Annotated in this window: 11 protein-coding genes and 1 tRNA gene; 9 read left to right on the top strand and 3 right to left on the bottom strand. The window is 57.2% G+C overall.

The window, feature by feature from the left end; translation table 11 throughout:
* Positions 1–40 precede the first annotated feature (40 nt).
* Positions 41–126 (bottom strand) — tRNA-Leu (locus HMPREF2724_RS07195).
* Positions 127–355: 229 nt separating this feature from the next.
* On the opposite strand from HMPREF2724_RS07195, the gene HMPREF2724_RS07190 reads away from it, so the two are divergent.
* Complete coding sequence (locus tag HMPREF2724_RS07190) at positions 356–895, top strand: YbhB/YbcL family Raf kinase inhibitor-like protein (RefSeq protein ID WP_061922432.1); 540 nt, start codon at positions 356–358, stop codon at positions 893–895.
* 92 nt (positions 896–987) lie between these two features.
* Here HMPREF2724_RS07190 and HMPREF2724_RS07185 read toward each other — a convergent pair whose 3' ends face one another.
* Positions 988–2,097: a quinone-dependent dihydroorotate dehydrogenase gene (locus HMPREF2724_RS07185; protein ID WP_061922436.1), complete on the bottom strand. Its 1,110-nt coding sequence runs from the start codon at positions 2,095–2,097 to the stop codon at positions 988–990.
* Between the two features lie 15 nt (positions 2,098–2,112).
* Positions 2,113–3,123 (bottom strand): hypothetical protein, encoded by a 1,011-nt coding sequence (locus HMPREF2724_RS07180; protein WP_141744792.1) that lies wholly within the window; start codon positions 3,121–3,123, stop codon positions 2,113–2,115.
* Positions 3,124–3,247: 124 nt separating this feature from the next.
* Here HMPREF2724_RS07180 and HMPREF2724_RS07175 point away from each other — a divergent pair, with 124 nt between their 5' ends.
* The 8 genes from HMPREF2724_RS07175 to HMPREF2724_RS07140 all read left to right on the top strand — a co-directional run bounded on the left by HMPREF2724_RS07175 (position 3,248) and on the right by HMPREF2724_RS07140 (position 11,059).
* On the top strand, positions 3,248–4,072 hold the full coding sequence (locus HMPREF2724_RS07175; protein ID WP_201040701.1) for an undecaprenyl-diphosphate phosphatase: 825 nt from the start codon (positions 3,248–3,250) through the stop codon (positions 4,070–4,072).
* A gap of 92 nt (positions 4,073–4,164) precedes the next feature.
* Entirely contained in the window at positions 4,165–5,403 is a 1,239-nt protein-coding gene (gene mshC, locus HMPREF2724_RS07170; protein ID WP_070588004.1) for a cysteine--1-D-myo-inosityl 2-amino-2-deoxy-alpha-D-glucopyranoside ligase, read from the top strand.
* 24 nt (positions 5,404–5,427) lie between these two features.
* Entirely contained in the window at positions 5,428–5,811 is a 384-nt protein-coding gene (locus tag HMPREF2724_RS07165) for a hypothetical protein (protein WP_061922445.1), read from the top strand.
* Positions 5,812–5,831: 20 nt separating this feature from the next.
* Positions 5,832–6,587 (top strand): HAD family hydrolase, encoded by a 756-nt coding sequence (locus tag HMPREF2724_RS07160; RefSeq protein ID WP_062040812.1) that lies wholly within the window; start codon positions 5,832–5,834, stop codon positions 6,585–6,587.
* Between the two features lie 49 nt (positions 6,588–6,636).
* Complete coding sequence (locus HMPREF2724_RS07155) at positions 6,637–6,900, top strand: phosphoribosyl-ATP diphosphatase (protein WP_061922452.1); 264 nt, start codon at positions 6,637–6,639, stop codon at positions 6,898–6,900.
* A 17-nt stretch (positions 6,901–6,917) separates the two neighbouring features.
* Positions 6,918–7,763 (top strand): ATP phosphoribosyltransferase, encoded by an 846-nt coding sequence (hisG, locus tag HMPREF2724_RS07150; RefSeq protein ID WP_061922455.1) that lies wholly within the window; start codon positions 6,918–6,920, stop codon positions 7,761–7,763.
* 144 nt (positions 7,764–7,907) lie between these two features.
* Positions 7,908–9,440 carry an aspartate ammonia-lyase gene (aspA, locus tag HMPREF2724_RS07145; protein ID WP_061922458.1) on the top strand — a complete coding sequence of 511 codons (1,533 nt, stop codon included), beginning with the start codon at positions 7,908–7,910 and terminating at the stop codon, positions 9,438–9,440.
* A 311-nt stretch (positions 9,441–9,751) separates the two neighbouring features.
* A complete protein-coding gene (locus tag HMPREF2724_RS07140; RefSeq protein WP_061922461.1) occupies positions 9,752–11,059 on the top strand; it encodes an anaerobic C4-dicarboxylate transporter in 1,308 nt (435 codons plus the stop codon).
* Positions 11,060–11,103: the final 44 nt, after the last annotated feature.

Genomic DNA, 11,103 nt, shown 5'->3' with positions numbered 1-11,103 from the left:
GCGACATCGTTCCTATCGATGTCGCGAGACTTCACATTTGTGCCCGAGGGGGGACTTGAACCCCCACGTCCGTTAATAGGACACTAGCACCTCAAGCTAGCGCGTCTGCCATTCCGCCACCCGGGCTGGGTGTTTTCAGCCTCTCGGCTGGGCACTCGAATACTGTAGCGCGAAACGCGTAGATTAAACAAATCAGCAGGTAGTAGTGGAAAATGGCTTAGTTTTGAGGCCTTTAAAGCGCGTAAAAGTACATCGTTGTAAGTTGGCAGTTGCGCCTGCGGTATGGCGTGGGGGGCTGCCAATTGAGATGCCAGACTCATCGACAGCATAGTGTGGCCTCAGGTACAACTGAAATATGACTTCATATGCACAAGATTCCCGTTTTCCTGGCCACGATCCTTATGCGCCGCTAAAGGATCTGCCGAGCTTCGAGCTGACCTCCGCAGACATTGTAGAGGGCGAGGAGATCGCTGAGCGTTTCCGTGCTCCCTCTGATGTCTCTCCACAGCTGAAGTGGAGCGGCGCGCCTGAAGGCACGAAATCCTATGCGGTTACCTGCTTCGACCCAGACGCGCCTACGGCATCGGGTTTCTGGCACTGGGCGGCCTTTAACATCCCAGCCACCGTTACAGAACTTCCAACCGGCGCAGGTTCGGCTGAGGACCTAGGCATCGAAGGCGTGGTTAGCTTGCGCGGGGATTCCGGCAAGAAGACCTACTACGGCCCGAATCCGCCCGCAGAGCATGCCCCGCACCGTTACCTCTACGTAGTGCATGCGGTAGATGTGGAAAAGCTCGACATCGACCCAGAATCCACGCCGACTGTCCTAGGCTTTAATCTTCATTTCCACGCCCTGGGACGTGCGATCACTTGGGGTTGGTACGAGACCACCTAAGGCTCGTTAAAGACGTGTTAAAACGCCCGTCCCGCCACCTTGTAGGTTGAGGTGGTGGGACGGGCGTTTCGTGGTTTTGGCTTGGCAGCTTTCTACTTCCAAGGAAGGCCGGAGCCTACAGCCTCAGAGATGTTGCGAAGGCCGTGAGCCCGAATTTGCTCGGCGATGCCGCGGTGAATATCGCGAATCCAGTCCGGGCCGCCGTAAATCAGGCCCGTGTAGCCCTGCAGGAGGCTGGCTCCTGCAGCAATGCGCTCCCACGCCTGCTCCGGGGTTTCGATGCCACCAACGGAGATGAGCACGAGCTTGTCACCCACCCGCGCGTGGAGGCGGTGGAGGACCTCCAAGGAGCGCGCCGCAACCGGTGCGCCCGAAATGCCACCAGCGCCCATTGCAGCAACCTCGTCGGCGGGGGTCTTGAGTCCCTCACGTGAAATAGTGGTGTTGGTGGCCACGATGCCCGCAAGGCCCAGCTCGACCGCCATATCGGCAACTGCGTCAACGTCCTCGTCAGAGAGATCTGGAGCGATCTTGACCAGGACTGGAGAGCTGGTGGATTCCTGCACAGCAGCCATGATCGGACGCAGGGACTCAACGGCTTGGAGGTCACGCAAGCCCGGGGTGTTTGGCGAGGAGACGTTAACTACGAGGTAGTCAGCCAGGTCGCCCAAAACCGAAGCTGACTGGCGGTAGTCCTGGACCGCTTCTTCGGCAGGGGTGACTTTAGTCTTGCCAATGTTGATGCCGATGACGTCGGAAGTCCGACGTGCCCGCAGGTTGCGGGCTGCAGCGGCTGCGCCCTCGTTGTTAAAGCCCATGCGGTTTAAGATTGCGCGATCCGCCTTCAAGCGGAAAAGGCGTGGGGCAGGGTTTCCCGGTTGCGCCTTTGCCGTGACGGTGCCCAGTTCTGCATAGCCAAAGCCAACAGCAGACCAAGTATCGGCGGCTGCGGCATTCTTATCAAAACCAGCTGCAAGTCCCAGCGGACGCGGGAACTTTACACCGAATACCTCTTGCTCCAGTACTGAATCATTGACTGGCACCACCTTGTGTAGACCGCGGTGCAGCAGGGGTGCTTTCTGCAAGCCGGATAAAGCACCCATCATAATGAGGTGAATGCGCTCGGGCGCGAGCTTAAACATGCCTTTGAGCGCTAATTGATAGGCGGCTTTGCGCAGTGCGTCGACGCGAGTTTCTTGCATGGTTTTAAAGGGCCCTTACTTCAGATTCGGTTCGGAAATAAACTGGATGCCGCTGCCACTCGCAGAGGCGGTGACCACGGTGGCGTCGTCAAGCACGGCGATATTTTGAGCATCTGCGACCGTGTCAACACTACCTTTATTCTCAGGCACGCCGGAGACGATGGAAAAGGCATGTGCCTTGCCGTTGTCGGTGGTCGTAACCCATGCCAGCTGGCGCTGTGGGTCCCATGCCACGCCCCATGGCGAGCCGTCGACGTTGCCGTATTGGTGCAGGCGGATTACGTCGTCGGCGGTATATACCGCAAGACGCTCGCCAGAGGTATCGGAGGCGAGGACGAGGGCACCGCCACCAACAGAGATCTGGCCTATGCCTTGGCCTGCGCGAAGGCGGCCGCCGGCGCGATCGTTTTGCCAATCGATGTTCTGGATCGTGGAATCAGCGCGCAGGATGCGCACGACGTTGTCGGCACCGGCGTCGTTAGGCACAGCTAGGAGCTGATCGGAGCCTTCCTCGACCTCAATGTCGCGGTCGCGCTTGCCGTCCTCATAGATGCCAACCGTGCGCGAGTCCTTGGAGCCTGCGAAGATCTCGCCGCTAGAAAGTTGCGTGGCGACGGTGACCGGAGCTTCTTCTTCCATGGCTACCTCGGTCGGGGCATCGGGCTTGGTTGGGTCAATGAGATAGACCTTATCGCCGCAGGCAAGTACGAAGCCCTGCTGGGAGGCGTTCAAATCGCCGCACTTTTCGTCGATGTCGATCTTCTTTGCGTCGCCGCCGAGGAACTCGCTCTGCTGGCCGACGTAAAGTGCGTCCTTGGTGCGGACGGCGATGGTGTTGCCGTGGGCCGCGAGGTCCGTTACCTTCTCCTCAAATTTCGCGACCTTGCCTGCAGGCTTTGCCCCATCGTTGGAGGCAGGAGCAGGCGTGGCGTTTACCTTCAGAGCTGAATCTGGATAGCCGCCAACGCCTACCTCCGGCTGGCATGCACTAAGTGCTAGGGCGCTTGCAAAAAGCGTCAGTGGCATCAATTTCTTTGTTCTGGCCAGTGGTTTCACGGTTGTTTATCCTAGCAGCCAGCGTGGGTAGATCCCGAAGCGCGCCAGACTATGTATGCTCACCCGAGTGAATACTGCAGCAGCAACAGACGCAATGTCCTGGCTTCAGGTCATCGTCCTATCCATTGTCCAAGGCCTCACCGAGTTTCTGCCAGTTAGCTCTTCCGGCCACCTGCGGATCGTCTCCGAGCTTTTTTGGGGTCAAGACGCTGGTGCATCCTTTACTGCCGTGATCCAGCTTGGTACGGAAGCAGCCGTATTGGTCTACTTCGCCGGAATGATTTGGCAGATCCTTAAAGGCTGGTTTGCTGGACTTTTCAACAAGGAAAAACGGGGTCAAGACTATCGAATGGGATGGATGGTCATTGTCGGTTCCATTCCGATCGGCATCCTGGGCGTGCTGGGCAAGGATTTCATCCGTGACAATCTGCGCAACCTGTGGATTACGGCTGCGATGCTCATCCTTTTCTCTTTTGTCTTCATCACGGCTGAGCGCACCGGAAAAAAGGAGCGCGGCTTCGAAGAATTGAACATGAAGGACGCCATCGTCATGGGTCTATGCCAGTGCTTGGCGCTGGTGCCTGGCGTTTCCCGTTCCGGCGGTACCATCTCTGGAGGTCTCTTCTTGGGCCTCGACCGCGAGGTGGCAACTCGATTTAGCTTCTTGCTCGCAATCCCAGCCGTGTTGGCTTCCGGGCTGTTTTCTTTGGGGGATGCCTTCGGCCCGACTGTCGGCCAGTCCGCAACCGGCGCGCAATTGCTAGTGGGCACCCTTATCGCCTTTGCGATTGGCTATGCCTCCATTGCATGGCTACTGAAATTCGTGGGCAACCATTCCTTCGAATGGTTTGCCGCATACCGCATCCCAGTGGGCATTATCATCATGGCGCTCATCGCTTTCGGCTACCTTCAGCCATAGGCCGGTTTTCTCATAACTGGCTATTAGCCCTGCCTGATGCCTAATGCTGTACAAAGTGCATTAGGCATGAAAAGGGCGCTACGATAGACCGCATGCATTCTTGGCCTGAACCCCATGTTGAATTAGTTCCAGGGAAACCCCACGCACTCCGCCTCTACGACTCCGCGGATCAGCAGATCCAGAAGGTAGAGGTAACGGGGGACACCGCCACCATGTACGTGTGCGGTATTACTCCCTATGATTCGACCCACCTGGGCCACGCGGCAACATATTTGACCTTTGACCTGGCCTATCGCCAGCTCCTGGATAACGGCTACAAGGTTCATTACGTCCAAAACATCACGGATGTGGATGACCCGCTCTTTGAGCGTGCAGAGCGCGACGGCGTCGATTGGCGTGAGCTCGGCACCTCCCAGATTGATCTTTTCCGCTCCGATATGGAGCTGCTTTCTGTTTTGCCACCCCAGGATTACGTGGGCGCGATGGAAGCCATCGATGAGGTCACCGAGATGGTGGGCAAGCTTCTCGATGCCGGCGCCGCCTACATCGTTGACGACCCCGAATCCCCCGACGTCTATGCGTCCATCGAAGCCACGGAAGCCTTTGGCTACGAGTCCAACTACTCCGCAGCGGAGATGGAGGAGTTCTTCGCCGAACGCGGTGGGGACCCTGAGCGTCCAGGAAAGCGCAACCCGCTGGATGCCTTGATTTGGCGCGCTCACCGTGAAGGCGAGCCGGCATGGGATTCTCCATTTGGCCCGGGCCGACCTGGTTGGCACATTGAGTGTTCTGCTATCGCCACCAATCGCCTGGGCGCCTCGTTTGATATCCAGGGCGGCGGAAGCGATCTTAAGTTCCCACACCACGAGTTCTCAGCAGCGCATGCGGAGGCAGCCTTGGGTGTGGAGCGTATGGCGCAGGTTTACGTGCACACCGGCATGATTGGCCTCGACGGCGTCAAGATGTCGAAGTCTCTGGGCAACCTCGTTTTCGTACACAAGCTGGTTGAAGCGGGCGTTGATCCCTCCGCCATTCGCCTGGGCGTCTTCGCAGGCCACTATCGCAGCGAGCGCGATTGGTCCGATGAGGTTCTGCACGCGGCCAACGAACGCCTGGCAAACTGGCGTAAGGCACTGGAGAATCCGGGCAGCGTAGATGCCGCACAGGCGCTTGTCGACGCAGTGCGTCTCGCGCTTTCCAATGACCTGGATACGCCGGCAGCTTTGCAGGCCGTCGACGAGTGGGCAGCGGGCGAGCGCGGCGCAGATGACGAGCAGGCGGCCGAATTGCTGCGCACCGCTTTTTATTCGCTACTTGGCGTGCGCGTTTAAGAAATATCAGGCAGAATTCACTTCATGAGCATTCGCGCAGACTTTCAGCCCATCGTCGATGAGTTCATCAGCAATCTCGAATCCTTTGCCACTGGCAGCTACCTCAAAGAAGAAGAGAAAGAATTCTGGGAGGCGCCCTTCGACGCCGGCGTTCTTCCAGAGCTGCGTTCCATTGTGGAAAAGCTTCTCGACGATCTTGATGCACTCCCTGATGATCCAGACGGGCAATCTCTTGCCGCGAGCGTAAACAAGTCAGTCGAGAAGCTGGCTGCGTTCAACCGCAAGAACGCAGATGCAGTTTTGGAGCCGGAGGAAAAAGAAGAGCTCTCTGAGCTTATCTACAATGCCTCCGCAGCCACCGGCGCCGATGACGAAGCCTTGGCACAACTGCCTGAGCTCGACTTCTAAACGTAACCCCTTATCTTTTGATGAGCTCATCTTTCGAATCTGCAGGTTCCGCATCCAGTCAATCCATACCCAAACGGCCCGCAGCCATCTTTTGGGACATGGACGGCACGCTGACCAACTCTGAGCCCTTGTGGGCCCAAGCCACATTGCATCTGTCTAGCCTTATGGGCCATGCAATGACCCCGAAGGAGCGGCTTGCTACGGTTGGCGGCACTTTTGAAAAGACTCTTTCAGTCTGCGCTGAGTTGGCTGGAGTCGAGCTTATGCCCGGTGACTATCAGCGTTACCAGGAGGTTACTTTTGACTACGTCAAAAATCTCTTCCACGGCAACCTAGAAATCTTCCCAGGTATCCCGGAGCTTCTGCGCGAACTGCATGCGGATGGTATGCCGATGATGGTCACCACGAATACGGAGCGCTATGTCGCTTCTTCGGCCATTCCGGAGATAGGCGAAGAATTCTTCGTCGATACAATCTGCGGTGACGAAGTACCAGCCGGAAAGCCTGCACCCGATATGTACTTGGAGGCAGCACGTCGCCTCGATCTTCATCCCGCTGATTGCTTGGTCTTTGAGGATTCCGCTGCGGGCATGCGTGCGGCTGTCGACGCCGGCTGCCACGTCATTGGCCTACCAGAGGATGACAGGGTAGAGGTTCCAGCGGAAGTAACCGAAATTTCTACGCTACGGCCTGCGCGTCACTTAGACGGCGTTAACGCGGCCGATGTCTATGCGTGGTTTGGCGAGATGAGCTCTAATTCGTCCAAATCTATTTAGTTATCGATTTTAGCCCTCGGAGCCAAGTTTCTATGCAACAATAGAATCCGTGAAGAATTTCGAGTCCCTTTTTGCAGAACTGTCCGAGAAGGTTCAGGCCCGTGCAGCGGGCTCTGGAACCGTGGCTGCATTCGATAAGGGCGCTCATCATCTTGGCAAGAAGATCATCGAGGAAGCCGGTGAGGTCTGGATTGCTGCCGAGTATCAATCCGACGAAGAGCTCGCCGAGGAAATGTCCCAACTTATTTACTGGCTACAGGTCATGATGCTAAAGCGGGGGCTTAGGCCAGAAGATATCTACAAGTATCTCTAAAGGGAAGGAGCCTTAAGATGATTAAAGTTGCCGTTCCCAACAAGGGATCATTGTCCGAGGCTGCCCTTAGCATCTTGGCAGAAGCCGGCTACAAAGGCCGCGGGCACTCCAAGGCACTCAACATCGTTGACGAGGCTAACGGCGTCGAGTTTTTCTTTTTGCGCCCCAAAGACATCGCCATCTACGTCGCCCAAGGCGTCTTGGACTTAGGCATAACTGGTCGCGATCTCGCGCGTGACTCCCGCGCATCATTCAACGAGGTTTTAGATTTAGGCTTTGGCGCATCCACTTTCCGCTACGCCGCCCGCCAGGGTGAAGACTGGACCATTGAAAAGCTGCAGGGCAAAAAGATCGCTACTTCTTATCCCAATCTCGTGCGCGCGGATCTGCGGCAGCGGGGGATTGAAGCTGAAGTTATCCGCCTCGATGGTGCGGTGGAAATTTCCATCCACTTAGGCGTTGCCGATGCGATCGCAGACGTGGTCTCTACCGGAGCGACGCTGCGTCAGCAGGGGCTTGCCCCGTTTGGGGAAGCCATCACCGAGTCCACGGCGGTCCTCATCAAGCGCGCCGGCGTGGGATTGAGCGATGAAGAGCAAGTAGTCCTCCAACGCATCCAGGGCATCCTAAATGCGCGTAACTATTTGATGCTCGATTACAACGTGCCCAAAGAAGACTTGGAGGCGGCTTCGGCAGTAACACCGGGGCTTACCGGGCCCACGGTTGCCCCTCTCGCAAGGGACAATTGGGTAGCGGTGCGCGCGATGGTCCCACGGCAGGATGCGAATCGAATTATGGACCACCTTTCGGCGTTGGGAGCGGAAGCTATCCTGGCATCAGAGCTACGCATCGCCCGCTTTTAGGGGTAAATTTTAGAGATCTTGCGCAGATTGAACGCCGGAATGCCTGCTCTAGCTACGATGGGCCTTGAGTTTACTCAAACAACTATCGTTCGAAATGCTCGCGGATTTTTCAGCGAGTATTGACCACTTAAGGAGTCCCGCCAAATGGCTAAGACCACTAAGAAGGATGCAGAAATCGACGCTAAGCAGGAGGGCGTAAAACCTTCTGCTAACGAGGCCAAGGACGCTGCCAAGGCTAAGAAGTCTTCTTCTAAGAAGTCTCGCACCGAGACCGACCTTCTCGGCTCCATGGAGATCCCGAATGACGCGTACTACGGTGTCCACACCCTGCGCGCCATCGACAACTTCCAGATCTCCTACGTCACTATCAACACCATTCCAGACTTCATCCGCGGCATGGTGATGGTCAAGAAGGCCACCGCAATGGCCAACCGTCGTCTGCACGTTCTGCCTAAGCAGAAGGCAGAGGCAATCATCTGGGCATGTGACCAGATCCTGGACGAGGGTCGCTGCATGGACCAATTCCCGCTCGACGTCTTCCAGGGCGGCGCGGGCACCTCGCTAAATATGAACACCAACGAGGTTGTTGCCAACCTCGCTCTTGAGTACCTCGGCGAGGAAAAGGGCGCATACGACATCATCAACCCGAACGATGATGTCAACATGTCCCAGTCCACCAACGACGCATACCCAACCGGTTTCCGCTTGGGTCTGTACTACTCCCTGGACACCCTGATCGAGCGCATCGATTCCCTGCAGAACGCTTTCCACGACAAGGGCAACGAGTTCCAGGACATCCTGAAGATGGGCCGCACCCAGCTGCAGGACGCTGTTCCTATGACCCTGGGTGACGAGTTCAAGGCATTCGCTCATAACCTGGCTGAGGAGCAGGCGGTACTGCGCGACGCTCAGAAGCGCCTGCTGGAGATCAACCTTGGTGCCACCGCAATCGGTACCGGCGTTAACACCCCAGCTGGCTACCGCCACCAGGTCACCGCAGCCCTATCCGAGGTCACTGGCCTGGAGATCAAGACCGCTCGCGACCTCATCGAAGCAACCTCCGACTGCGGCGCATACGTTCTGCTGCACTCCGTCATCAAGCGCACCGCTATGAAGTTGGCCAAGATCTGTAACGATCTGCGCCTGCTGGCTTCCGGCCCACGCGCTGGCCTGGGCGAGATCAACCTGCCTGCTCGCCAGGCTGGTTCCTCCATCATGCCGGGTAAGGTCAACCCGGTTATCCCAGAGGTTGTCAACCAGGTCTGCTTCAAGATCTTCGGCAATGACCACGTTGTCACCATGGCTGCTGAAGCTGGCCAGCTCCAGCTCAACGTCATGGAGCCGGTCATCGGTGAGGCACTGTTCCAGTCCATCCGTATCATGGGCAACGCTGTTGACACCCTGCGCGAGAAGTGCGTCACCGGCATCACCGCCAACGCTGATGTCTGCCGCGCATACGTTGAAAACTCCATCGGTATCGTCACCTACCTGAACCCGTTCATCGGTCACCACAACGGTGACGAAATCGCTAAGGAGTCCCTGAAGACCGGCAAGGGCGTCAAGGAACTCGTTCTGGAGAAGGGCCTTATGGACGAGGCAACCCTGTCCAAGGTTCTGTCCGTTGAGAACCTGATGCACCCAGAGTTCCGCGGCCAGCTCTACATCGACGAGGACTAAATCCGACCTAAACCTTTAATGGTTTCGCTGGGGGAGTATCAGCGCCTCCTGCGAGCTATTAAGTACGGATTTTAGGCCATGTGGTTTTACCACATGGCCTTTCGTCGTTTTGTTGTTGTGCAGGGATTTCTCTGGTTTTCAATCAACCAACCGTAATGCAAAAGGTTAATTTTGTGGGAACAAGCACAAACGGGCGTTTTAATTAACCAAAACCACATGATTTGGGGGACAATGGGGAGGACAGAGCATGGCTGACTCGTTTATTTTCGGCTGAGGAAGCCATTTAATTTTTCGACCTTGTGGAGATTCCCATGGCTGTAGTCCATATCCTCATTGTCCTCGCCGCGATTTACTTAGGTGCCCGCATTGGCTCAATCGGCATCGGTGTCGCTGGCGGTCTCGGCGTCCTTTTGCTGGGCCTAACAGGCGTGCCGGTTACCCGCGAAGATATCCCTTTCGACGTCATCGGCATCATCATGACCGTTATTGCCGCCATCGCCGCCATGCAGCGCGCGGGCGGTATGGACTACCTGGTCCAGGTGGCCGAGCGCTTCCTGCGTAAGAACCCGCGGCGCATCACCTACTATGCGCCGATCGTCACCTGGCTGATGACCGTTCTAGCAGGTACTGGCCACACCGCATTCTCTACGCTGCCCGTCATCGTCGAGGTAGCAAAGGAAGGCAAGGTCCGCCCATCGCGTCCGCTTTCCATCGCCGTGGTGTCCTCCCAGATGGCAATTTGTGCCTCGCCGATTTCCGCCGCCGTGGTCCTGCTGGCCTCGCTTCTGGAGCCAACCGGCATCGGTTACCTCCAGCTGCTCGGCGTTCTTATTCCAGCAACCTTCCTCAGCATCTTCCCGGCTGCTTGGCTAGCAAACCACGCGGGTAAGGAACTAGAAGACGATCCGGTCTATCAGGAGCGCCTCGCACAGGGCCTCGTCGCAATGCCGAAGGGACACACCGACCAAAGCACGCAAAAGGGCGCAAAGGCCTCCATCTACATCTTCCTGGCTGCCATCGTCATCGTCATGATTTGGGCAACGCTGACCTCGGAGCAGGTTGGCCTCATCTCCGAGCCGACCCTGCCACGCAACGAGGCCATCATGACGGTCATGCTTACCGCAGCAACACTCATCGTCATGATCACCAAGATTCCAGCCGCCGACATCCTCAACACCCCGGTATTCAAGTCCGGTATGTCTGCTTCCATGTGTGTTCTCGGCGTCGCCTGGCTGGGCACCACGCTCATCAACCACTACATGGACAACATCCAGACCATGGCGGGCGACGTCGTCAAGTCCGCTCCGTGGATGCTGGCCGTCGTTCTCTTCTTCGCCGCCGCACTGCTGTACTCCCAGGCTGCTACCACCAAGGCGCTGCTGCCGGCCGCGCTGGCCCTGGGCGCAAGCCCGCTGACCGCACTGGCCGCATTCCCAGCCGTTTCCGCTCTGTTCATCCTCCCGACCTACCCAACCTTGCTGGCCGCAGTTGAGATGGACGATACCGGCTCCACCCGCATCGGAAAGGCTGTGTTCAACCACCCATTCCTCATCCCAGGAACGGTCTCCATCGTGGTCGCTGTTCTGCTGAGCTACGCACTCGGTGCTGTCATCGCCTAGAGCCCGCGATTTGACAATTTAGCCGCCCACTGTCCTTTTCTCCG

The organism is Corynebacterium sp. HMSC071F07, from assembly GCF_001810285.1.
GTDB classification, from domain to species: domain Bacteria; phylum Actinomycetota; class Actinomycetes; order Mycobacteriales; family Mycobacteriaceae; genus Corynebacterium; species Corynebacterium simulans.
Note: the sequence above shows the minus strand (reverse complement) of the source record. Positions and strands in the feature narration are given on the sequence as shown.